Genomic DNA, 21,347 nt, shown 5'->3' with positions numbered 1-21,347 from the left:
CCCTTCAAGGAGAATTTGAGATGGGTAGCTTCAGCATCTGGCACTGGCTCGTGGTCGGGATCCTCGTCCTGCTGCTGTTCGGCAAGGGCCGCTTTTCCGACATGATGGGCGATGTCGCCAAGGGCATTAAAAGCTTCAAGAAGGGGATGTCGGAAGACGACGCGCCGACCCCCGCGCCGAAGCAGATCGAAGGCCAGCGCACGCCCGATCTGACCGCGACGCCGACGCCCACCGCGGAAACCGAAAACCGCTAAATTCTGGCTGCCTGCGGGGATTGGGCTTTTAAATGTTCGATGTTGCGCCCACCGAGTTGCTGCTCGTCGTGGTGGTGGCCTTGGTCGTTATCGGCCCCAAGGACCTCCCCAAGGCGATGCGCTTTGTCGGCAAATGGATGGGGAAGGCGCGCGGTATGGCCCGCCATTTCCGCGCCGGACTCGACACGATGATGCGCGAGGCCGAGCTCGAGGAACTCGAGAAGCAGTGGCGCGAGCAGAATGAGGCGATCATGCGGGAATTTCCGCGCATCGACGATGTCGGCACGTCGCAGCCCGCCGCATCGGAACCGGCAACACAAGACGAAGCCGCGCCTCCGGCAACTGACGCCGAGGTCGATCAGGCCGCCGCCGCCGGACCGCCTGAAACCCATGCCGTGCCGCCGAAGGACGGCCCGTTGCCATGAGCGCGGAGACATCCGCGTCCGCGGAGGAAGATGGCGCCGGCGGCAAGATGCCGCTGCTCGACCATCTTATCGAGCTGCGCTCGCGGCTGCTGAAATCGCTGCTGGCGATCGGCTTCGCTTTCGGGATCTGCCTCTATTATGCGAAGCCGATTTTCGGGATCCTCGTCCAGCCGCTGGTCCGCGCCGGACAGGGGAAGCTGATCTATACCCAGCTGTTCGAAGCCTTTTTCGTCGAGATCAAGGTCGCGCTGTTCGCGGCGATGATGATCGCCTTTCCGGTCATCGCCAACCAGCTGTGGAAATTCGTCGCACCGGGCCTCTTCAAGCAGGAAAAGCGTGCGCTGCTGCCTTTCCTGCTCGCGACGCCGGTGCTGTTCGCGATCGGCGCGAGCTTTGCCTATTTCATCACCATCCCGATCGCGCTCAAATTTCTGCTCGGCTACCAGGGCGATATCGGCGGGATCACGCAGGAGGCGCTGCCTTCGGTCGGCAATTATCTGAGCTTCACGATGCAGTTTATCATGGCGTTCGGCATCGCCTTCCTGCTGCCGATCCTCTTGATGCTGATCGAGCGGTCGGGGCTGGTTACGCGCGAGCAGCTGGTGTCGGCGCGGCGCTACATGATCGTCGCGGCCTTTGCGATCGCGGCGGTTTTCACGCCGCCCGACATCCTCAGCCAGCTGCTGCTCGCGGTGCCGTTGGTATTTCTGTATGAAATGTCGCTCTTCGCGATCTGGTTTACCCAGCGCCGACGCAAAACAGGCGCCGAAGAGGCGCCTGTCGAGCCTCTCGAAGAGGCTTAGGGTAAGTCGTCAAAATCAGTCGATAGCGTCGCTGCCGGCCTGTCCGACCGACTCGATATCGCGACCAGCGCCCTTCACCGTGTTGCAGCCCGTAACCAGAACACTGGCGAGAAGGGCGAGAAGAATTGCACGGAAACTCGTCATGTTTCTAACCTCTCCAAGATGGACGCAAAATGGCCCGGCACGCTTCGAGGGGGGGGAGGGAATGCGGGCCGGGCCAATGTTGCTGAGCAGCGCTGCGGGGGGGCGATGACCGCTGCTCGAATGGGAAACGAGCTACATGGCCCAGAGTTCCCGAAAAAAATCGCCGCGATAAATTTTTTTTCGTGAATCTTTTGAATCGCTTGGATTCCAGGGACTTGCGATCAGAGCGAAGTCAATCCGCTGAGCACCGCGAGCCCGAGGAACGCCAGAAAACCCATGGAATCGGTGGTCATGGTGACGAAGATCGAGCTGGCCACCGCGGGATCCTGATCGAGCCGGTCGAGCAGCAACGGGATCGCGACGCCTGCCACGCCGGCGACGAAAATATTGACGATCATCGCCGCTGCGATGACCCCGCCGAGCATCGGGTTCGCAAACCAGAGCGCAGTGGCCGTGCCCGCGATCAGGGCAATCGTCCCGCCGTTGAGCAGCGCGATCTTCATCTCGCGCCAGATCGCGCGCCAGCTGTTCGAATCGGTGAGCTGGTTCATGGCAAGTGCGCGGACCGTGACCGCGAGCGTCTGCGTCCCGGCGTTGCCGCCCACCCCCGCGACGATCGGCATCAGCGCCGCGAGCGCGACCATATGTTCGATCGCGCCGCCGAACAGGCCAACGATCGTCGAGGCGACGAGCGCGGTGCCGAGATTGGCGATCAGCCAGCGGACGCGCGCGCTATAGGTTTCGCGGATCGGCTCGTTGATGTCGCCGTCGCCGGCGCCCGACAGGCGCAGGATGTCCTCGCCGGCCTCTTCCTGAATGATATGGACGATGTCATCGACGGTGATCATGCCGACAAGGCGCCCCGCCTTGTCGACCACAGCGGCGGAGATCAGCGCATATTTCTGGAAGCGCAACGCGACTTCTTCCTGATCCATGTCGACCGGAATCAGCGTTTGCTCGCGTTTCATCACATCGCTGATGGCGATGTCGCGCGGGGTGCGAAGTATCCAGCTCAGCTGGCATGTGCCGACCGGCTTGTGCATCGGATCGACAACAAAGATTTCCCAGAAATCGCTGGCGAGATCGGCGTCTTCGCGCAGCCGGTCGATCACGTCGCCCACGGTGACATGTTCGGGCACCGCGACGAGGTCGCGCTGCATCAGACGGCCCGCCGATTCCTCGGGGAAGGACAGAGCGTCCTCGATCGCGGCGCGATCTTCGGGCTCCATCGCCTGGAGAACCGCCTGCTGCTCGTCCTCCTCCATGTCCTCGATGATCGCGACGGCATCGTCGGTATCGAGTTCGGAAGCGAGTTCGGCGACTTGCTCGGGCGCGAGCAGGTCGATCAGCTCCTCGCGGACATAATCGTTCATCTCCGCGAGCACGTCGGCGGAAAGCATGTCGCCGAGCACGGCGGCCAGCATCGGGCGCTCGTCGGTGCGCGCGAGTTCGAACAGGTCGGCGATGTCGGCGGGATGGAGGCGGCCGACGCGTTCGCGCGCCGCTTCGGCTTCGCCGGCTTCGGCAAGTTCGATCACGTCACGGACGAATTGGGGTTTCAGCCGGTCGTCTTCATCGAGTTCGGTTTCGGGTTCGCGGAGAGCGGCTTCGCGGTCATCGACGATCGCTGCATCGTCGGGCGGCAGGGATTCTTCGCGTTTGTCCATCGCGCGGTCCTCCCGGTCTCTTGCGGCGTCCGAGCTTTCCCCTAGTGCCGCCACCTGCCGATGGCAACGCCGCGAACGCCTTTTCCACAATTAGACCTTGGCCTTGAGGGCTGTGCCCCGCTATGGCACCGCCAAATCAGACCATCAGGAGCTTCAATATGTCCGAAACCCTCACGCTTTCGCTCTCGACCGGCGATGTCGTCATCCGCCTGCGCCCCGACCTCGCGCCGCAGCACGTCGAGCGAATCTCGACCCTCGCCAAGGAAGGCTTTTACGATGGCGTCGTGTTCCACCGCGTGATCCCCGGATTCATGGCGCAGGGCGGCGACCCGACGGGTACCGGCATGGGCGGCAGCCAGCTTCCCGACCTGCCGCAGGAATTCAATAGCGAGCCGCACGTCCGCGGCGTTTGCTCGATGGCGCGTGCGCAGAACCCCAACAGCGCGAACAGCCAGTTCTTCATCTGCTTCGACGACGCGCGATTCCTCGACAACCAGTATACGGTCTGGGGCGAAGTGACCGAAGGCATGGAAAATGTCGACGCACTGCCCAAGGGCGAGCCGCCGCGCGAACCCGGCAAGATCGTCAAGGCGACCATCGGCTGATTTCAGAAAATCCCCACTTCGGTGGGGATTTTTTTGCCTAGTCGCCGATAAAGCCGTTGAGCCGTTCGCAGGCGGCGACCCAGTCTTCCTTGAATGCCTGCACGACCTGTCCGGCGCCCATCGCCTCGTTCATCAGGCCGACCCCCTGGCCGACCCAATAGGTCGCAAGCGCCTTTGCCCCCTCGTGCCCGCCTTCGGACAATTTATCGACCTTGCGCAGCGCGGGTTCGCTGACCAGCGATTGCAGCGGCATCGGCAGGGGTTTTGGCGCACCTTCGGCTTCCCATGCGTCGGTCCACGGCGAGCGGAGCTGGCGCGAGGGTTTTCCGGTGCGGCTTTTCGATCGCACGGTATCGCGCGCCGAGGCAGCGAGCATCTTTTCCTTCACCACAGGGTTGGTTTCGGCCTCGGCGGTCGTCAGCCATACCGAGCCGCACCAGGCGCCGTGCGCGCCCATCGCCATCGCTGCCGCCATCTGGCGCCCGGTGACAATGCCGCCAGCGGCGAGGATCGGGGTGTTCGCGCCCACGGCTTCGACCGCCGCGGCGACTTCGGGGACGAGCACCATCGTCGCGACCTCGCCGCAATGGCCGCCCGCCTCGCCGCCCGCGACCACGAGAATATCGACACCCGCACGAACTTGCGCCAGCGCGTGGTCGCGTGTGCCGACGAGCGCGGCGACCGGCACATTATGACGCTTGCCGAGTTCGAGCATCAGCGGCGGCGGAACGCCGAGCGCGTTGGCGATCAGCTTGATCGGATGGCGGAAGGCCACTTCGAGCAGCTTCGCCGCGCCATCCTCGTGCATATTGTCGCCGAAGCTCTGCCGGGTTTCCATAGCGGCCGTCAGCCCGGCGGCATCGACGTCGAATTTGCCGAGGAGGTCGGCGGCGAATCGCAGATGCGTTTCGGGCACTTTCGCGGCGGCGGGCGAAGGCGCGTCGCCCTTACCCGCGAAGCTGTTCGGCACGATCAGGTCGACGCCATAGGGGCGTCCGCCGATATGCGCGTCGATCCATGCAAGCTCTTCCTCGAGCCGCTCGGGCGGGAGGGCGGCGGCGCCGAATACCCCCATGCCGCCGGCTTTCGACACAGCGACAACGACGTCGCGGCAGTGCGAAAAGGCAAGCAGCGGGAATTCGATGCCGAGCAGGGCGCAGATGGGGGATTGCATGGGACCTCTCCGTTCATATTTGCTCCATGTCAGCGCCAGTTGACGTAAACGTCAAGTTGATTTGCTGGACGGGCGGATTATCGCAGGTCGCATGACCCAATTCTCGCTTCCCGATTTCGACCTCGATGCCTTTGTTCGCGCCACCTTGGCCGAGGATCTGGGGGCGGGGGGCGACATTACCTCGATGGCGACGATCCCCGCCGATGCACGCTTTGGCGGGGTGATGGACAGCCGCGATGCGATCATCGTCGCGGGGCTGCCGATCGCCGAGCGCTTCTTTCGCGCGCTCGAACCCGCGATGGAGATCGAGATTCTGATCGAGGAAGGCACTGAAGCCGCCGAGGGCAGCGACCTGATGCGCCTGTCGGGCAATGCGCGCGCGATGCTGACGGCCGAGCGGTCGGCGCTCAACACGGTGCAGCATCTGTCGGGCATCGCGACGATGACGCGGCAATATGTCGATGCGCTCGCGGGGACCGGCGCGACATTGCTCGACACGCGCAAGACGATCCCCGGCCTGCGCGTGCTCGAGAAATATGCGACGCGGATGGGCGGCGCGAAAAACCATCGTATGGGCCTGTGGGACGCGGCGATGATCAAGGACAATCATGTCGCCGTCGCGGGATCGGTCGAGGAGGCGGTGCGGCGCGCGGTCGTGGCGGGAATCGCCGACATCATCGTCGAGGTCGATCGCGTGGCGCAAGTCGAACCCGCGCTGAATACCGGCGCGACGCACCTGCTGCTCGACAACATGAGCCTCGACGAACTGCGCCAGTGCGTCGCGCTGGTCGGCGGCAAGGTGCCGACCGAGGCGTCGGGCGGGGTACGGCTTGATACGATCCGCGACATCGGCGCGACGGGCGTGACCTATGTGTCGGTCGGGCGGCTGACGCAGTCGGCGCCGGCGGCGGACATCGGGCTCGATTTTGCGCTGGTTTAGCGCCGTCGCGCTGGCGTTGGTGCCGGTCGCGGCGCAGGCGCAATCGCTGGCCTGCTCGGTTCCCGACCGGATCCCGGTCCCGCGCCTCGAACAGCCGAAGCGCGGCGAACCGGTGCGCAAGCCCGCGATCACGGGCTATCTGCTCGCCATGAGCTGGTCGCCGCAGCATTGCGCCGACGTGCGGAACCCCAAGGGCGCGCGCGACCGGTTCCAATGCGCGGGCGAGAATGGCCGCTTCGGCTGGGTGCTGCACGGGCTGTGGCCCGAGGCCGACGGTCCCGCTTACCCGCAATGGTGCCGCCCGGCGAAGATAGTGCCGCAACCGGTGTTGCGGAAACATATGTGCATGACGCCGTCGGCGCAGCTGCTCCAGCATGAATGGGCAAAGCATGGGACGTGCATGAGCCCGCATCCCGCCGCCTATTTCCGCGCGGCCGATATATTGTTCCGCGCCGTCCGCTTTCCCGACATGACGGCGCTCGCCGTGAAACCGCAGACGGCGGGGAGCATTCGACGCGCCTTCGCCGCCGCCAATCGAGGGGTGACGGTGCCGATGATTGCGGTGTCGGCCGACCGGCAGGGTTGGCTGAACGAAGTGCGCTTGTGCCTGGGGCCGCGGATGAAGCCCGCACGGTGCAAGCCGTTCCAGGCGGGCGCGAAAGACGGGCAACGGCTTCGCGTCCGATCGATGCCCAAAGGTTAAGGCGTGAGCGTCGAAGCGTCCCGCCGTGGGACGGTGGCGGCATTAACACTCTTTTAACCTTATCGACTCGTTAACATCCCCCTAGCCTTGGGTGCATGGAGTCGGACGATCATATCGACATTCGCGAGCGTGTGCGTGCGCACGGCGCACGGCAATTGGCGATTGCGCGCCTGAATGCGCCCGAGGATTGGCAAGGCGAGCTGCGCGCGGCGCTGGCCGCGCATCGTGAGCCGGTGACGATCTTTTCGGGCAATGATTTCCGGCTGTTCCTGCAGAGCTTCGCGATTTTCTTTACCGCGACCATGATGTTTTTGGTTTGAGGCTGGGCTTCGGCCGAAACTAGAGATCGTCGGCCGTCTTACGTCGTCATCTCCCCGAAAGCGGGGATCCAGAGTGTGCGTGCGCTGACCCCAGACTGGGTTCCCGCTTTCGCGGGAATGACGAGGTTGGGGTGGGAACGTCCGCTCGCCGCTCCAAAGCGGTCGAGTGTCATCGCGGATCAGGCCGGCGTGGTGCAAGGAAATTTGGGCGTGCAGGCCCTCTACTTCGGCCGCCCGCTATATCCCGCCGCTTTCCGCAACTCGTCGGCGTCCATGACATAGCCGTCGCTGACCACCGTTACGACGCGGCGGAGCGCGCCGAGGTCGGTCGAGGCGTCGCCATCGACGAGGACCATGTCGGCTTCCTTGCCCACCACGATCGAGCCGGTGCGCTGGTCGGCGCCGGCGATCCGGGCCGGGAGGATCGTCGCGCTCCGGAGCGCTTCGGCGGGAGTGAAGCCCGCCTGCCGGTAGATTTCGAGCTCGCGGATGAGCTCTATCCCCCAGCCGTCGGTGCCCGCGACGATCGGGACGCCGGCCTTGTGCAGCCGGCCGACCAGTTCGACCATCTTCGCATAGCTTTTGCGATAATCGTCGCGCGTCAGACCCTCGACGAGCGGATAGCCGCCACTCGTGAACGCCGAGCGTTCGATGACGGGCGAGATGATGCCCATATATGGAGCATAGGCGGGGTGCGGTTTGCCGCCGTCTTGCGTCAGCATCCCCTCGAAAATGACGATGGTCGGGTCGATGATCGTCTTTTTCGCCGCGAGGTCGGCGACAAAATTCTTCATCAACGGGGCGTCGAGATCGACATCCTTGAAATAGCGCGCCGGTCCTTCCATCCGCGCCCGCGTATTCGCCTTGTCGATCACCTCGCGCGGCATCGATTCCATCACGACGAAATTGAGGTGGGTCAGCTCGTCATACCCCGCAGCGACGGCCTCGCTCGGCTTCATCGTCGCGGGAACGTGGCCGTGGACGTGGAGGCCGAGCCGGTGCGCCTCGGCCGCGGCGGGGGCGATCCAGGCGGGGTTCATCGAGGTGTAGAATTTGACGCCCCACAGGCCCGCATCCTTGACGCGGCGGACGGCGGCGATGGCCTCTTCGGCGCTACTGACGACTTCGGCGCCCTGCGCGGCGAGCGGGTCCTTCCGGTCGATGATGACCGAGATGAAGGGTTCACCCATGAGCAGGCTGCCCTCGGCGCGGCGTTTCGTCGCATCGACCGCGCGGTCGAAGGTCGTCCCGGGGCTGCGGAAGCTGGTGATGCCGTTCGCCATGTTGGAGAGCACGTCCCAGTCGTCGCCGATGTGGAGGTGGCTGTCCCAGATGCCGGGGACGAGCGTCTTGCCGCGCCCGTCGATGATGCGCGTGCCCGCAGGGGCCTCAAGCGATCCGGCAGCACCGACTGCGGCGATCTTTCCGTCCTGCGCGAGCACCGCGCGCGCGGGCAGGAACTCGCCCTTATCGGCGTCGAACAGCCGGACATTGTCGAACAGCACCGGCGCCTTGGCGGTGGGAGTCAGGAAGTGTTTGGCGATGGCGGCGACCGTGTCGGCGGTCGCCTTTTCCTGCGCATCGCGAAGCTGTTTGAGCGCGCCCTCATAACCCGCGGGGATCACCGAGATATAGCTGATGTCGGCGAAATGGCGCTTCTGCTCGTCGAGCCAGACCGGGAGCGGCGAGGGCAGGATGCCGCTGATGAAGGCGAGCTGGACCGTCTTGGGGCCGGCGGGACCCTGAATGATCTCGGTCGGACCGAAGGTCATGCGGCCCTTGCCGCTGGGCAGGAAGGTCAGGCCCTTGTCGCCCGCCGCGGCGAGCGCGCCGATCAGCGGGGCGTTGGCGATGCCGACGCCGCCCGCGGGGATGTACCAGCCACCTGCAGCCGCTTCGCCGGCGTCATTGGCGGTTTTCCACGTCGCGCGGCCGTTCGCGGTTCGAAATTCCTCGGCGGCGTCGCCCGACATAGTCACGCCGCGGACGGTCATCGCCGCGATCGTGCCGTCGGGCGCGAAGGTCGTGACCTGATCCATCTCGGTGATCCAGCCCCGCAGTTCCTGCGACCAGCGATAGGCGGTGCGGCCGTCGGGAAGCTGCCAGCGCCATTGGCTACCGTGCTGTCCGGCTTCGGAGACGACGACATAGCGCGCCGCGTCGGCAGGGGGTTTCAGCAGGTCTTCCTTGGGTACGGGCTTCGACGGGGCCGCGGGCGCAGGCTCACCATGCGCGTGGACGGCAACGGGTGCAGCGGAGGCCAGCAGGGCGGCGATCAAAATCAGGCGCATCATCAAATCTCCCCGGTCGCAAAGCGCGACGGTGGTAGGACTATTTGGATGCACGAAGCAAGATACGACCAAAGGTCGGAAATGTTCGTTCAACAGATTCGGTCACCCCGCTTCCGCGGGAGTGACGCGTTCAGCCGCGCTGTTGCAGGCTAACCACCGCGTGGATCGGCAGTTCGGCATAGATGTGCGGGAAGAGGTCGCCGCCGCGTGCGGGTTCCCAGCGGATGGCGTCGCCGAGGAGGTTGAGATCGACCTCGACGATCATCAGGCAGCTTTCGCCCGCGAAATATTTGGCGATCGTCGCCTCGAGCTGCCCGGCGGTCGAAAGATGGATATAACCGTCGGCGATATCCACGGGCGCGCCACGGAACACGCGTTCGCGCTCGAAATCTGCCCATTGCTGCTGGGTCAGCACCTTGAAGGCGGTCGCGGACGTCGTCATTCGGGGGGCGCCTCGGTGGCCGGGGTTTCGGCGACGGCTTCCGCGATTTCGCCTTCCTCCTCATCGCCTTCCTCGATCAGCGCCGCCGAGACGACATGCTCGTCCTTCGCGACGTCGAACAGGCGCACGCCCGCGCTGCCACGGCCGATGACGCGCATCGAATCGAGTCCCATGCGGATGAGCTTCGCCTGATCGGTGACGAGCATCAGCTGATGCACCTTGGTGGCGGGGAAGCTCGCGACGACCGGGCCGTTGCGGGCGATATTGTCGATGTTGGTGATCCCCTGGCCGCCCCGACCGGTGCGGCGATATTCATAGGCCGAGGAGAGTTTGCCATAGCCGTTGGCGCAGACGGTGAGGATGAACTGCTCGCTCGCGGCCAGTTCGGCCATCCGATCGCCGGGCAGCGTCGGTTCGTTCTCATTGTCCTTCCACGGCGCGGCGCGGAGATAGGCTTCGCGCTCCTCCATCGTGGTACCGACGCGGTGGAGAATCGAGAGCGAGATCACCGCGTCGCCGCCCGTCAGCCTCATCCCCCGGACACCGGTCGAATTGCGGCTCTGGAACTCGCGGACGTCGTCGCCGGCGAAGCGGATCGCCTTGCCCTGGCGCGTCGCCAGCAGCACATCGTCGCTTTCGTCGAGCAAGGCGACGCCGATCAGGCGGTCGTCCTCGTCCTCGCCCTCGAACTTCATCGCGATCTTGCCGTTCGAGGGCACGTTGGTGAAAGCGTCCATGCTGTTACGGCGCACGCTGCCCTTCGCGGTTGCGAACATGACGTGCAGCTTGCTCCATTCGGCCTCGTCCTCGGGCAGCGGGAGCACGGTCGAGATGGTCTCGCCCTGCGCGAGCGGTAGCAGGTTGATCATCGGGCGGCCGCGCGTCGCGGGCCCGCCTTCGGGCAGGCGCCACACTTTCATGCGATAGACTTTGCCCGCGGTCGAGAAGAAGAGCACCGGCGTGTGCGTCGAGGTGACGAACAATTCGGTGACGACATCCTCGTCCTTCGTCGCCATGCCGGCGCGGCCCTTGCCGCCGCGGCGCTGGGCGCGGAAGGTGTCCAGCGGCGTGCGCTTGATATAGCCGTCGAGGGTGACGGTAACGACCATCTCTTCGCGTTCGATCAGATCCTCGTCGTCGATGCCGTCGGCGGCGGGAGCGACGAGCGTGCGGCGCGGGGTCGCGAATTCCTCGCGCACCGCAACCAGCTCCTCGCGCATCACCCCATAAAGCTTGACGCGGTCGGCGAGGATCGAAAGCAGTTCCTCAATTTCGGTAGCCAACTCACCGAGTTCCTTGCCGATTTCATCACGGCCGAGCGCGGTGAGGCGATGCAGGCGGAGGTCGAGGATCGCCTTCACCTGAATTTCGGAGAGGCGATAGGTCGCGCTTTCCTCCATCTCGCCCTCGATCGCTTCGACGAGGCGGATGTACGGGGCGATCTCGCCGATCGGCCATTCGCGCGCCAGCAGCGCTTCGCGCGCCGCGGCGGGCGAGTTCGAACCGCGGATGATGCGGACGACTTCGTCGAGGTTCGATACCGCGACGACAAGGCCGAGCAAGATGTGTGCGCGGTCGCGTGCCTTGGCGAGTTCGAACTTGCAGCGGCGGGTGATCACTTCCTCGCGGAAGGTGATGAAGGCCGAGAGAATATCCTGCAGGCCGAGCATTTCGGGGCGGCCGCCACGGATCGCGAGCATGTTCGCGGGGAAGCTCGATTGCGCCGGGGTGTGGCGCCAGAGCTGGTTGAGGACGACCTCGGCGGTCGCATCGCGCTTCAACTCGATGACGACGCGCACGCCCTCGCGGTTCGACTCGTCGCGGATGTCGGCGACGCCCTCGATGCGCTTGTCGCGCGCGGTTTCGGCGATCTTCTCGACCAGACCCGACTTGCCAACCTGGAAGGGAATCGACGTCAGAACAATCGATTGGCGGTCGTTTCTGCCTTCCTCGATCACATGCGTCGCGCGCATCATGATCGAGCCGCGGCCCGTGGCATAGGCGTTGCGTGCGCCCCCCTGGCCGAGCATCATCGCGCCGGTCGGGAAGTCGGGGCCGGGAACGATCGCCATCAATTCCTCGAGCGTGACCGGCGGCCCGCCCTCGAGCTGGCGGTCGATCATCGCGAGCGTCGCGTCGATCACTTCGCCGAGGTTATGCGGCGGGATGTTGGTCGCCATGCCGACCGCGATGCCGCCTGCGCCGTTGACCAGCAGGTTGGGGAAGCGCGCCGGGAGCACCGTGGGCTCGTCGCGGCTCGCGTCATAGTTGGGCTGGAAGTCGACCGTATCCTTGTCGAGGTCGTTCAGCAGCACCATCGCGGTCTTGGCAAGCCGCGCTTCGGTATAGCGCATCGAGGCCGGCGGATCGGGGTCCATCGAGCCGAAATTGCCCTGGCCGTCGATCAGCGGTACGCGCAGCGACCAGTCCTGCGTCATGCGCGCGAGCGCGTCGTAAATCGCGCTGTCGCCGTGCGGGTGATAATTGCCCATCACGTCGCCGACGATCTTCGCAGATTTCTTGTACGGACGGCCCGGGACGAAGCCGCCTTCCTGCGCCGCATAAAGAATGCGGCGATGCACCGGTTTCAGACCGTCGCGCACATCGGGAAGCGCGCGGCTGACAATCACGCTCATCGCGTAATCGAGGTAGGATGTCTTCATTTCGTCGACGATATTGATCGGCGAAACGCCGTTGTCGGACGGCTGCACAGGCGTATTTTCTTCGGTCAAGACCCGGCCTTTTTCTGCTCTTTCGGGAGATGGATTCTGCCTAGCCGATGGGGGCTGGAAAGGCCAGCGATTCGCGCCTTTCGCCGGGATTTTTTTGCGGACCGAAAAGGCGCGGAAAGCACAGGAAAATAAGGTGAAGGCGTGACGTCATCGCGGCGCATGGCGGGGCTTGCCAATCGCTTCACCGGCCCTAAAGCTTCGTGCCGATGCCCGCTGCAGAGAAACTCTTGCGCCAATGGCCCTGATTGCGCTGGTCGGCGCCTCCGAAACGTTGCCCGACGGATCGCTGCGCGCGCTCGTCACCGTCGCCGGCGAGACGCTGATCGAGCGCCAGGCGGCGCGCCTCGCCGACGTCGGGGTGACGCATATCGCGGTCGCGGTCGGTGCGGTGCCCGGCGAATTGCTCGCCACCTGCGACCGCATCCGCCGCCGCGGGATCAAGGTCACGCCCGTGCGCCAGGCAGCTGATCTCGTCCCGCTGGTGGAGGGCGACGACAGGATCATCCTCGTCGCCGACGGCCTTCGCGCGGGCGGCACCCATTATGCGGCGATCGCCAAGCCCGGATCGCCGGCGATCCTGGTCACCGGCGACACGATGCTGACGCAGGGATTCGAGCGGATCGACGCGACGCGGCGCTGGGGCGGGCTCGCCTCGATCTCGCAGCCCATGGTCGCCGAACTCGCGGCGATGCCGGGCGAATGGGACATGATGCTGACCCTGCTGCGTCTCGCGGTGCAGGCGGGTGCGCGGCGCCTCTATTGCGAGCCGGCGCTGTTCGAGCAGGGCGAGATCGCGATCGTCGCCGATCGCCCGACCGCCGCGCTGATCGAGCAATCGAGCCTTCAGCAAGTCGAATATGGCGGCATGGGGCTTGGCCGTTCGGCGATCATGATGCCGGTGATCCGGCTGGCGGGCCCGCTGCTGGTCAAATCGCCGGCGACCGCGCGCTATCTGCCATATGTCACCGCTCTCTTGTGGGTGGCGGTCGCGCTGCTGGCGGCGAGCGGCCTCGCGGCGGCGGGCGCGCTTGTCGCCATCCTCGGCGGACTGGGGCTCGCGGCGATGCGTTTCCTGTCAGCGTTTCGTGCCGAAAGCGCGGCGCAGGACCGCGCGCGCGACATTATCCGCACTTTTGCGTGGGTGCTGCTCGCAGTCTTTCCCTGGTTGCTGTCGCTCGCCGGGCCGGGGCAGAAGATGCCGCCGTTTTCCGAAGCCGCGCTCGCGCCGTGCCTTGCCGCGGCGATCCTCCTCGCGCGTGCGCTTTACGAAGATTCGGGGGAGCGGCGGCGATTTCACTGGCTGCTGCCCGACGCGGACGAGGCATGGATCCTGCTGGCGCCTGCGCTGCTGTTCGGCTTTGCCCCGCTGATGTTCGCGATCCTGCCGCTGCTGGCGCTGTTTCAGATCCTGCTCTGGCTACGCCTCGCGCGCCGCCCCGAGGCGCGGTAAAACAAAGGCCTTGAAGGTTTAAGCCCTATTAACGTCATGCTGATATTGGCGGACGCGCATGAGTGAATCGCTCTTCTCTCCCGGCATCGATCCGCCGTCGCCGACGCTGGCGGCGCGCCTGCGCGAGCTGGCGGATTATCTCGCCGCGCCCAAGGCGGGCCGGCTGACCGAGGAGCAGCGCGCCCTGTCGCTGGGGATCGCGCGTCGGATGGTCGCCGAGGTGGCGGCGCGGCTCGACCCGTCCGTCGACCCCGCAGCACTGTGGAACGAGTGGCTGGGCGGTGGACTGCCTTCCGCCACGCGGCTGGCCGGAATCTGCTTTGCGCGCGCCGAGGAACATCGCTGGCGCGAACAGTCGGCACAGCGCGGCAGCCCGCCGCCATTGCTCGCCGATCCCGCCGCAGCGAATGACGAGGGTCCGGCCGTCGAGGATGCACTACCCGATCTCGACCGCGCCTATCTGGCAGTGCAGATCGCCGACCGCCGGCGGTTCGATGCGCTCGGCAATCCGGCGATCGCGATCGCCGACCTTGATAGCGAAATTTTCCGCACGCTGCTGCTCGACATAGCCGCGTGGCGGCTGGCAGAAGTGAGCAAGGACGCGAAACGCGCCGCCGCACTGGGCGACGCCGTCCGCGCCGCGACCGAACGGCAAGCGAAGGAAAGCGGGATAGAGGACGCGGGAGGCGCATATTACGCGGCCTTGGGCGCGGACGCGACCGATGCTGCAGCTGCGGCGATTGCGCGGCACGATTGGCCGGTGCTGATCGCGCTCGCGGCGGCGGCGCATCGCCGCAGCTATGACGGCATGGCGCTTGCGCTGCTGACGGCGGAGAGCGCGGCGCTGCCCTCGCTGTTCGCGCCGCTGCGGCTCGATAATATGGCGCTGGCGCCGATCGAGGCGTCGCTGGCGATGCTGCCGGCGCGCGCGGTGGGCAGCGCCGACGATATGAAATCTTACGACGCGGACCGTGCGCGGTGAGCGAGCGCGTCGTCCGCGGCCGCATCGACCGGTCGGGCGCGCTGGTAAGCGCCGACGCGCCGCTGTTGCGCCTGCAGCAGCGCGCGGGCGCGGGTCTCGACAAGCCGCTCGCCCTGCCGCATCTCGCGCGTCTCGTTGCGCTCGCACAGCGGCTCCACCGCGATATCAGCCGGCCGCTTTATGCCGCCGACGATCACAGCGACATCCACGCGCTCGTCCGCATCACCCCCGATGCCGATGGCGCAAGCCTCGAGATCACCGACTGGCGGACGCGGCCGCTGGTCCAGCCGCAAATGCCGCCGATCGCCGAGGGCGCGGCGGTTCCGCAAAGCTGGACGTGGGAGTGCGACCAGCAACTACGCCTCGTCGCGCTGCGTGCGGCCCCCGATGCCCCCCCGGTTCCGACGGGCTGGGAAGGGCGCTCGCTTTCCGAGTTGTTCGAGCTGCAACCCGACGATGACGGCCGTTTTCCCGTGCTGCGCGGCCTCGCGCGACAGGCGCGCTTCGACGGCCAGCGCGTCCGGGTGGAGCAGATGGTGATGACGCTCGCCGGCGAAGCGTTGTTCGACGCGACGGGACGTTTCACCGGTTTTCGCGGAAGCGCGGTCGCTGCCGAGGCACCGCCCCCGATCGAACAAAGGACTCCCGGCGCGCTCGTCGATCCGGCCTTCGGATCGCTGCCCCTGTCGGATCCGCAGTTCGGCCGCCGCATCGACGGCGCGTTGCGTGGACCGCTCAGCCGCATCATTGCGACGGCGGAGACGATTTCGGGACAATTCGACGGGCCAATTCGCGCCGACTACGCGCGCTACGCTGGCGATATTGCGCATGCGGGGCGCCACCTGCTCGGCCTTGTTGATGATCTCGCCGACCTTCAGAATATCGAGCGCCCCGGGTTCAAGGCGGCGCGTGATGAAATCGACCTGGGCGACCTTGCCCGCCGCGCCGTCGGGTTGCTCGGCATGAAGGCCGAGGAAAAGGGCATCCGCATCGACGCGCCGCGCAGCGACGACCGGGCGCCGGCCTATGGCGAGTTCCGCCGGGTGCTGCAGGTGCTGCTCAACCTGCTCGGCAATGCGATCCGCTATTCACCCGACCAATCGCAGATATGGATCCGGGTCGACCGCGAAGAGGGCCGCGCGACAGTGACCGTCGCCGATCAGGGTCAGGGGATCGACGCCGAGCAGCAGGCGGTGGTGTTCGAGAAATTCGAACGGCTGGGGCGGACCGATAGTGGCGGATCGGGGCTGGGGCTTTACATCGCCCGCCGGCTGGCGCGTGCGATGGATGGCGACCTGACGGTCGACAGCGCGCCAGGGCAGGGGGCGCGGTTCACCTTGAGTCTGCCGGCGCGGGACGAGGGTTGAGGGGCGGGTCGCTGGCGGCCGAAAACCGCCTTCCTGCAAATCAACGCTTCAAAGCCTCCGCCGCGGCCGCGCCCTATTGGCCATATCCCGGCGTGCCCGCCAACCGCACAGCCTCGCGGGCGGCAGCGAAGAGCGCACCGGCCTTTGCCTCGCACTCGCGCTGTTCATAGGCGGGGTCGCTGTCGGCGACGATGCCGGCGCCGGCCTGAACGTGCATTTCGCCATCCTTGACGATGGCGGTGCGCAGCACGATGCAACTGTCCATATTGCCGTCGGGCGCGAAATAGCCGACGCCGCCGGCATAGGGCCCGCGCGCATCGGCTTCGAGCTCGGCGATGATCTGGCAGGCGCGGACCTTGGGCGCGCCGCTGACCGTGCCGGCAGGAAAGCCCGCGAACAGCGCGTCGATCGCGTCCTTGTCGGGCGCGATCCGGCCGACGACGTTCGAGACGATGTGCATGACGTGGCTGTAAAATTCGACGGTATAGCTGTCGGTGACGGTGACGCTGCCGCCGATCGCCGCGCGACCGACATCGTTGCGGCCGAGGTCGAGCAGCATCAAATGCTCGGCGCGTTCCTTGGGATCAGCAAGCAGACTCTCGCGATTCTCGACATCCTCGGCGCTCGTGCGTCCGCGTGGGCGCGTGCCGGCGATGGGGCGGATCGTGATCTCACCGTCGCGGACGCGCACGAGGATCTCGGGCGAGGAGCCGATCAGCGCGAAGCCGGGCAGGTCGAGGAAATAGAGGAAAGGCGAGGGGTTTACACGGCGCAGCGCGCGATAGAGGTCGAAGGGCGGCAGGTCGAACGGGGTCGAGAAACGCTGCGACAGCACGACCTGAAAGATGTCGCCCGCCGCGATATAATCCTTCGCGACAGCGACCATTTCGGCGAAATGCGCTGGCGCGGTGGCAGGGTTCGCCGCGATCGCTTCCGGCAGTGCGTCGGTCGTCGCACGGTCGCTGTGCGCGCTGACGCTGGACAGGCGGGCGGCGACCGTTTCAAGCCGCTCCTGCGCATCCTCGATCATGCGGTCGATCGCGCCGTTGGCGTCGGGCCAGATCGGCGCGATGAGGAAGAGTTCGTCGGCAAGGCGGTCGAAGACGAGGATGACCGTCGGGCGCACGAACACCATGTCGGGCAGGCCGAGGCCCGTGCCCCCCGCGCGCGGAATGCGCTCGACGAGGCCGATCGTCTCATAGGCGAAGAAGCCGACGAGCGTCGCGAGCGCCTTCGGCAGACCGTCGGGCACGTCGAAGCGGCATTCGGCGACGAGGTCGCGAAGCGCGTGCAGCGCGCCGGTTTCGAGCGGTTCGAACGCATCACGGTCGCGGCGCCAGTCGCGGTTGATCCGTGCGGCGTCGCGCTTCACCTCGAACATCAGGTCGGGGTCGAGCCCGATCAGGCTGTAACGCCCGCGCGTTTCGCCGCTTTCGACCGATTCGAGCACCCAGTCGCCGCGCCCGGGCTCGATCAGCTTGAGCGCCGCCGACACGGGCGTTTCGATGTCGGCGATCAGCCGCTGCCAGACGACCGCGCCGCGTCCCTGCGCCAGCGCTTCGAGCGCCGCGGCTCTCCCTTCGAGGCTCACCCTTATTCGACGACCGGCGCGTTGCCGGTGAGTTCGGCGCGCAGCTGGGCGACGAGATCCTTGTTGATGGTAACGCCGACGCGGCGCTTCGCTTCGGCGGCGAGCTGTTCGATCAGTTCGTTGCCGAAAGCGGGAGCGAGGGGCTGGGCGATCGCGGCGACACGTTGCGGCTCGATCGTTTTCGGATCGGGGCGCTGGACGTCGTCGAGCGCAATCACCATCCAGCCGCGGTTGCCGGGAATCTCGAGCGTCTTGACGCTGTCCTTGGCCATCGAGAAGAGCAACGCGAGTTCCGGCGGAACGGGCTTGCCGTCGGCGCCGAGTTCGGCGCGACGACCGCCGATTGGCTGCACGCTGCCGATATTCGGGCCCGCAGCGGCGACCGCCTGGGGGAGGCTCTTTCCGCCCTCGACAGCTTTCACGATCGCGCGCGCCTTGTCGCGGGCGACCTTCTGTCCCTCGGCAAAGCGCCATTCGCTGAGCAGGTCGGAGCGGATCTGCGCGAAGGGCGGCGGCGCCGCAGCGACGATCGACTTCACCGCATAGACGGCGAATTTCTCATTCTCGACGATCGTGGCGATATGACCCTCGCCTTCGCCCGCGGCCTGGAAGGCCTGCGCGACGAGCGGCGCGAGTTCGGGCGCGGGCACGAAGGCGGGCTGCGCCGGGGCGCGGCCGCTCGGCAGCAGAGCGGGGGTCTCGACGAGCTGGAGCTTGCGGTCGGCGGCGACTTCCTCGACCGACGCGCCGCCGTTCACGGCGTCCTGGATCGCGTTGTAATAGTCGACGATCGCTTCGTTCGCCTTGTTTTTGGCAAGTTCGGTACGGATATCTTCGCTCGCTTCGGCAAGGCTGCGCGCGGGGCGGGCGGTGACGTCCTCGACGCGTGCGACGGTCCAGCCGAGCCCGGTCTGGGTGGGCCCAACGATGTCGCCGCGCTTGGCGGCAAAGGCGGCCTTGGCGGCGGCGGCGGTCGTCGTCGCGGCATAGGCCGACTGAGTCAGGTCGCCGGTGGTCGAGGCCGACAGGCCCGCAGCCTGTGCCGCCGCAGCGAGCGAGGTGCCGCCGCGAACCTTGGCGGCAAGCGCATTCGCTGCCGCCTGATCGGGAAGGATCACCTGCGCGAAACGGCGCGTTTCGCTCGCGGCATATTGGGCGGCATTATCCTTGTAGACCTTCGCAATTTCAGCCTCGGTAACCGCGGGAACCGGGACGGCGCCGCGATCGAACAGCGCATATTGGATCACGCGGCGTTCCGGGACGGTGAATTTGGTTTTGTTCTGCGACAGGAAGGTCCGCAGAGCGGCGTCGCCGGGATCGGCGGTCGGCGCAAAGGGGCTGGCGGGGATGAAGGTCGCCTGACCGCGGCGCTGTTCGAGAAGCAGCGCGGCATAGGGCTGCGCTATGCCGGGCGCGATGCGCGGCATCTGCGCGATCGGAGCGGCCAGCTGTTCGACCAGGATCTGCTGGCGCAGGTCGCGGCGCAGCTGCGCCTCGCTGATACCGTTCTGGCGCAGGAAATTCTCGAACACCGTCTGGTCGAACTTGCCCGACACGCCGGCGAACGCGGGGAGGTCGGCGATACGGCCGTCGATCAGCCGCTTGCTGACGCCGAAGCCCATTTCGGTCGCGAACTGATCGAAGGCCGATCCTTCGACAAGCTGGTCGAGCACCTGGTCGAGACCGCCCGATTCGACGAAGGCCGCCATCGTCAAGCCGGGCTGGTCCTGCCGCGCCTGATTATAGGTCTGACGGACGCGCTCGCGCAATTCGCCGACGCCGATATTCTCGTCGCCGACTTTCGCGACATTGGCGCCGCCGACCCCGCCGAAGGTCGAATTGCCGGTGACGTCGCTGAGCGCAAAGGCGAGCCCGACGAGCACGACGAAGGCGAGGGCAAGGAATTTGCCGATCGTCGAGGAGAACATGGCGCGGATGGCGGTGATCATGAAGCGGGCATTCTTTCCGGCAGGGCGCAATTGTGCGCGATTGCGCGCTGCTTTAGGCGCGAGGCGGAGCGGCATCAAGGCCGGAAAGGGGCTTTTCGCACGCGCCAACGCGCCTTGCCTCCCGCCCCCGTGCGCCGCTAGGGCCTGACGAGGTCCACAATAGCGGGAGAGGCAGAGACATGGCGCGGCGCAAATATGTGGTCGGCAACTGGAAAATGAACGGATTGTCGGATGCCGTCGCCGAAGCGCGGGCTATTTTCGTCGCGGCGGATGATCATCCGGCGGTCGACGTCGCCATCTGCCCGCCCTTCACGCTGATCGGTCCCATGGCCGTCGCGGCGCCGGGCAAGGCGATCGGGGGGCAGGATTGCCACAGCGCGGCGTCGGGAGCCTTTACCGGGTCGGTTGCAGCGCCGATGCTCGCCGACATCGGCGCGAGCCTGGTGATCGTCGGGCATAGCGAACGGCGCGAAGGATTCGGCGAAAGCGACGCCGACGTCCGCGCCAAGGCCGAAGCGGGGCTGGCCGCCGGCCTTTCGGTCATCCTCTGCGTTGGCGAGCCGCGCGAGGTGCGCGAATCGGGCGGGGCGATCGATTATGTGCTGGCGCAGGTCGCGGGGTCGGTTCCGGGCGAATTCGATCCGGCCCGCCTGGCGATTGCCTATGAGCCGATCTGGGCGATCGGCACCGGCCTGGTCCCGACCGTGGCCGATGTGGCTGCGATGCACGGCGCGATCCGCGGCGCGCTCGCGGCCCGGTTTGGCGGTGCGGCGGAGGAAATGCGCATTCTCTATGGCGGCTCGGTCAATGGCGACAACGCCGCCGAATTGCTCGGCGCGGGCGACGTCGACGGTGCGCTCGTGGGCGGCGCGAGCCTGACCGCCGCGAAGTTCGTGCCGATCATCGGTGCGGGCGCGTCGCTCCACTGATCCTCGGCGGCTGATCCAATGGGTTGAAGCGAAGCCGCTTCGTCTCTATGTGCGCCGCGGGCGCGGTCCGTTTGAGGTCGCGCGAGTTCGGGAAAATACGATGTCCAGCCTTTTCACCTTCATACTCGTCCTGCAGGCGCTCGTCGCTGCGGTGATGATCGGCGTCATCCTGATGCAGAAGTCGGAAGGTGGCGGCCTTGGTGTCGGCGGCAGCCCCGCAGGCCTGCTGTCGGCGCGCGGTGCGGCGGACTTCATGACCCGGGCGACGACGGTTCTTGCAACCGCCTTCGTCGCGCTGTCGATCCTGCTCGCGGCGATGGCTTCGGTCGGCCGCAGCGGTTCAACGATCGACACCTCGCTGTCGAAGGCGGCACAGACCAGCGGCGCGGCTCCCGCCTCGTCGCTGACCGGTCCGGCCCAGCCGGCGCAAGGCGCTGCTGCCGGCGCCGCGCCTGCGGCGGCGGGCGACGACCCGCTGGCGGCCGCGGCCGCCGCGGCGGCAAGCCAGGAGGCCGCTCCGGCCCCCGCCCAGGCACCACCCGCCAAGAAATAACGGCGGCTTCGGCCTCCAGTCAGCCC

The 21,347-nt window shown here is 66.5% G+C and carries 20 protein-coding genes; 12 read left to right on the top strand and 8 right to left on the bottom strand.

What is annotated here, in order from left to right:
• The first annotated feature begins 20 nt into the window (after positions 1-20).
• The 3 genes from HDC29_RS09345 to tatC are packed head-to-tail and all read left to right on the top strand — an operon-like array spanning position 21 to position 1,482.
• Positions 21-254, top strand: coding sequence for a twin-arginine translocase TatA/TatE family subunit (locus HDC29_RS09345; protein ID WP_179496498.1), 234 nt, complete (start codon positions 21-23; stop codon positions 252-254).
• A gap of 32 nt (positions 255-286) precedes the next feature.
• Positions 287-679: a Sec-independent protein translocase protein TatB gene (tatB, locus tag HDC29_RS09340; RefSeq protein WP_179496496.1), complete on the top strand. Its 393-nt coding sequence runs from the start codon at positions 287-289 to the stop codon at positions 677-679.
• A complete protein-coding gene (gene tatC, locus HDC29_RS09335; protein ID WP_179496494.1) occupies positions 676-1,482 on the top strand; it encodes a twin-arginine translocase subunit TatC in 807 nt (268 codons plus the stop codon). The genes tatB and tatC overlap by 4 nt, the downstream gene beginning before the upstream one ends.
• A gap of 15 nt (positions 1,483-1,497) precedes the next feature.
• Here the strand turns inward: tatC and HDC29_RS09330 are convergent, their stop codons facing one another.
• Both HDC29_RS09330 and mgtE read right to left on the bottom strand, forming a co-directional pair.
• Positions 1,498-1,626 (bottom strand): entericidin A/B family lipoprotein, encoded by a 129-nt coding sequence (locus tag HDC29_RS09330; RefSeq protein ID WP_179496492.1) that lies wholly within the window; start codon positions 1,624-1,626, stop codon positions 1,498-1,500.
• Between the two features lie 221 nt (positions 1,627-1,847).
• Positions 1,848-3,293 carry a magnesium transporter gene (gene mgtE, locus HDC29_RS09325; protein WP_179496490.1) on the bottom strand — a complete coding sequence of 482 codons (1,446 nt, stop codon included), beginning with the start codon at positions 3,291-3,293 and terminating at the stop codon, positions 1,848-1,850.
• 158 nt (positions 3,294-3,451) lie between these two features.
• On the opposite strand from mgtE, the gene HDC29_RS09320 reads away from it, so the two are divergent.
• On the top strand, positions 3,452-3,898 hold the full coding sequence (locus HDC29_RS09320; protein ID WP_179496488.1) for a peptidylprolyl isomerase: 447 nt from the start codon (positions 3,452-3,454) through the stop codon (positions 3,896-3,898).
• Between the two features lie 37 nt (positions 3,899-3,935).
• Here HDC29_RS09320 and HDC29_RS09315 read toward each other — a convergent pair whose 3' ends face one another.
• Positions 3,936-5,072: a nitronate monooxygenase family protein gene (locus HDC29_RS09315; protein WP_179496486.1), complete on the bottom strand. Its 1,137-nt coding sequence runs from the start codon at positions 5,070-5,072 to the stop codon at positions 3,936-3,938.
• Between the two features lie 91 nt (positions 5,073-5,163).
• On the opposite strand from HDC29_RS09315, the gene nadC reads away from it, so the two are divergent.
• The 3 genes from nadC (at position 5,164) to HDC29_RS09300 (ending at position 7,035) form a co-directional block, all read left to right on the top strand.
• Entirely contained in the window at positions 5,164-6,012 is an 849-nt protein-coding gene (gene nadC, locus HDC29_RS09310) for a carboxylating nicotinate-nucleotide diphosphorylase (protein WP_179496484.1), read from the top strand.
• Positions 5,999-6,715, top strand: a complete 717-nt coding sequence (locus HDC29_RS09305) for a ribonuclease T(2) (protein WP_179496482.1) — start codon at positions 5,999-6,001, stop codon at positions 6,713-6,715. Before nadC ends, HDC29_RS09305 begins: the two co-directional genes overlap by 14 nt.
• Positions 6,716-6,870: 155 nt before the next feature.
• Positions 6,871-7,035: a hypothetical protein gene (locus HDC29_RS09300; RefSeq protein ID WP_257018133.1), complete on the top strand. Its 165-nt coding sequence runs from the start codon at positions 6,871-6,873 to the stop codon at positions 7,033-7,035.
• A gap of 221 nt (positions 7,036-7,256) precedes the next feature.
• On the opposite strand, the gene HDC29_RS09295 is transcribed toward HDC29_RS09300, so the two are convergent.
• The 3 genes from HDC29_RS09295 to gyrA form a co-directional block, all read right to left on the bottom strand.
• Positions 7,257-9,329: an amidohydrolase family protein gene (locus HDC29_RS09295; protein WP_179496478.1), complete on the bottom strand. Its 2,073-nt coding sequence runs from the start codon at positions 9,327-9,329 to the stop codon at positions 7,257-7,259.
• 127 nt (positions 9,330-9,456) lie between these two features.
• On the bottom strand, positions 9,457-9,768 hold the full coding sequence (locus tag HDC29_RS09290; protein ID WP_179496474.1) for a DUF952 domain-containing protein: 312 nt from the start codon (positions 9,766-9,768) through the stop codon (positions 9,457-9,459).
• On the bottom strand, positions 9,765-12,431 hold the full coding sequence (gyrA, locus tag HDC29_RS09285) for a DNA gyrase subunit A (RefSeq protein ID WP_373562796.1): 2,667 nt from the start codon (positions 12,429-12,431) through the stop codon (positions 9,765-9,767). The genes HDC29_RS09290 and gyrA overlap by 4 nt, the downstream gene beginning before the upstream one ends.
• A gap of 304 nt (positions 12,432-12,735) precedes the next feature.
• On the opposite strand from gyrA, the gene HDC29_RS09280 reads away from it, so the two are divergent.
• Genes HDC29_RS09280 through HDC29_RS09270 form a run of 3 tightly spaced genes read left to right on the top strand, consistent with a single transcriptional unit; the run spans position 12,736 to position 16,299 of the window.
• The gene (locus HDC29_RS09280) at positions 12,736-13,950 is read left to right on the top strand and encodes a hypothetical protein (protein ID WP_179496472.1); all 1,215 of its coding nucleotides are present in this window, start codon (positions 12,736-12,738) and stop codon (positions 13,948-13,950) included.
• Between the two features lie 58 nt (positions 13,951-14,008).
• Positions 14,009-14,932: a hypothetical protein gene (locus HDC29_RS09275; RefSeq protein ID WP_179496470.1), complete on the top strand. Its 924-nt coding sequence runs from the start codon at positions 14,009-14,011 to the stop codon at positions 14,930-14,932.
• Entirely contained in the window at positions 14,929-16,299 is a 1,371-nt protein-coding gene (locus tag HDC29_RS09270) for a HAMP domain-containing sensor histidine kinase (protein ID WP_179496468.1), read from the top strand. Before HDC29_RS09275 ends, HDC29_RS09270 begins: the two co-directional genes overlap by 4 nt.
• Positions 16,300-16,372: 73 nt before the next feature.
• Here HDC29_RS09270 and trpE read toward each other — a convergent pair whose 3' ends face one another.
• Together trpE and HDC29_RS09260 are read right to left on the bottom strand one after the other, a co-directional pair.
• Positions 16,373-17,890 (bottom strand): anthranilate synthase component I, encoded by a 1,518-nt coding sequence (gene trpE, locus HDC29_RS09265; protein WP_179496466.1) that lies wholly within the window; start codon positions 17,888-17,890, stop codon positions 16,373-16,375.
• 2 nt (positions 17,891-17,892) lie between these two features.
• Positions 17,893-19,839, bottom strand: a complete 1,947-nt coding sequence (locus tag HDC29_RS09260) for a peptidylprolyl isomerase (protein ID WP_179496464.1) — start codon at positions 19,837-19,839, stop codon at positions 17,893-17,895.
• Positions 19,840-20,018: 179 nt separating this feature from the next.
• Here HDC29_RS09260 and tpiA point away from each other — a divergent pair, with 179 nt between their 5' ends.
• The gene (gene tpiA, locus HDC29_RS09255; protein WP_179496462.1) at positions 20,019-20,768 is read left to right on the top strand and encodes a triose-phosphate isomerase; all 750 of its coding nucleotides are present in this window, start codon (positions 20,019-20,021) and stop codon (positions 20,766-20,768) included.
• A gap of 100 nt (positions 20,769-20,868) precedes the next feature.
• Positions 20,869-21,321, top strand: coding sequence for a preprotein translocase subunit SecG (gene secG, locus HDC29_RS09250; RefSeq protein WP_179496460.1), 453 nt, complete (start codon positions 20,869-20,871; stop codon positions 21,319-21,321).
• The last annotated feature ends 26 nt before the right edge of the window (positions 21,322-21,347 follow it).

The organism is Sphingopyxis sp. JAI108 (assembly GCF_013410105.1).
GTDB lineage: Bacteria > Pseudomonadota > Alphaproteobacteria > Sphingomonadales > Sphingomonadaceae > Sphingopyxis > Sphingopyxis chilensis.
This window is presented reverse-complemented; position numbering and strand designations above follow the sequence as displayed.

What these genes read in the sequence shown, in the direction of transcription:
- HDC29_RS09345 (WP_179496498.1), top strand. Translation starts at nt 21, where the DNA reads ATGGGTAGCTTCAGCATCTGGCACTGGCTCGTGGTCGGGATCCTCGTC.
- tatB (WP_179496496.1), top strand. Translation starts at nt 287, where the DNA reads ATGTTCGATGTTGCGCCCACCGAGTTGCTGCTCGTCGTGGTGGTGGCC.
- tatC (WP_179496494.1), top strand. Translation starts at nt 676, where the DNA reads ATGAGCGCGGAGACATCCGCGTCCGCGGAGGAAGATGGCGCCGGCGGC.
- HDC29_RS09330 (WP_179496492.1), bottom strand. Translation starts at nt 1,626, where the DNA reads ATGACGAGTTTCCGTGCAATTCTTCTCGCCCTTCTCGCCAGTGTTCTG.
- mgtE (WP_179496490.1), bottom strand. Translation starts at nt 3,293, where the DNA reads ATGGACAAACGCGAAGAATCCCTGCCGCCCGACGATGCAGCGATCGTC.
- HDC29_RS09320 (WP_179496488.1), top strand. Translation starts at nt 3,452, where the DNA reads ATGTCCGAAACCCTCACGCTTTCGCTCTCGACCGGCGATGTCGTCATC.
- HDC29_RS09315 (WP_179496486.1), bottom strand. Translation starts at nt 5,072, where the DNA reads ATGCAATCCCCCATCTGCGCCCTGCTCGGCATCGAATTCCCGCTGCTT.
- nadC (WP_179496484.1), top strand. Translation starts at nt 5,164, where the DNA reads ATGACCCAATTCTCGCTTCCCGATTTCGACCTCGATGCCTTTGTTCGC.
- HDC29_RS09295 (WP_179496478.1), bottom strand. Translation starts at nt 9,329, where the DNA reads ATGATGCGCCTGATTTTGATCGCCGCCCTGCTGGCCTCCGCTGCACCC.
- HDC29_RS09290 (WP_179496474.1), bottom strand. Translation starts at nt 9,768, where the DNA reads ATGACGACGTCCGCGACCGCCTTCAAGGTGCTGACCCAGCAGCAATGG.
- gyrA (WP_373562796.1), bottom strand. Translation starts at nt 12,431, where the DNA reads ATGAAGACATCCTACCTCGATTACGCGATGAGCGTGATTGTCAGCCGC.
- HDC29_RS09280 (WP_179496472.1), top strand. Translation starts at nt 12,736, where the DNA reads ATGGCCCTGATTGCGCTGGTCGGCGCCTCCGAAACGTTGCCCGACGGA.
- HDC29_RS09275 (WP_179496470.1), top strand. Translation starts at nt 14,009, where the DNA reads ATGAGTGAATCGCTCTTCTCTCCCGGCATCGATCCGCCGTCGCCGACG.
- HDC29_RS09260 (WP_179496464.1), bottom strand. Translation starts at nt 19,839, where the DNA reads ATGATCACCGCCATCCGCGCCATGTTCTCCTCGACGATCGGCAAATTC.
- tpiA (WP_179496462.1), top strand. Translation starts at nt 20,019, where the DNA reads ATGGCGCGGCGCAAATATGTGGTCGGCAACTGGAAAATGAACGGATTG.
- secG (WP_179496460.1), top strand. Translation starts at nt 20,869, where the DNA reads ATGTCCAGCCTTTTCACCTTCATACTCGTCCTGCAGGCGCTCGTCGCT.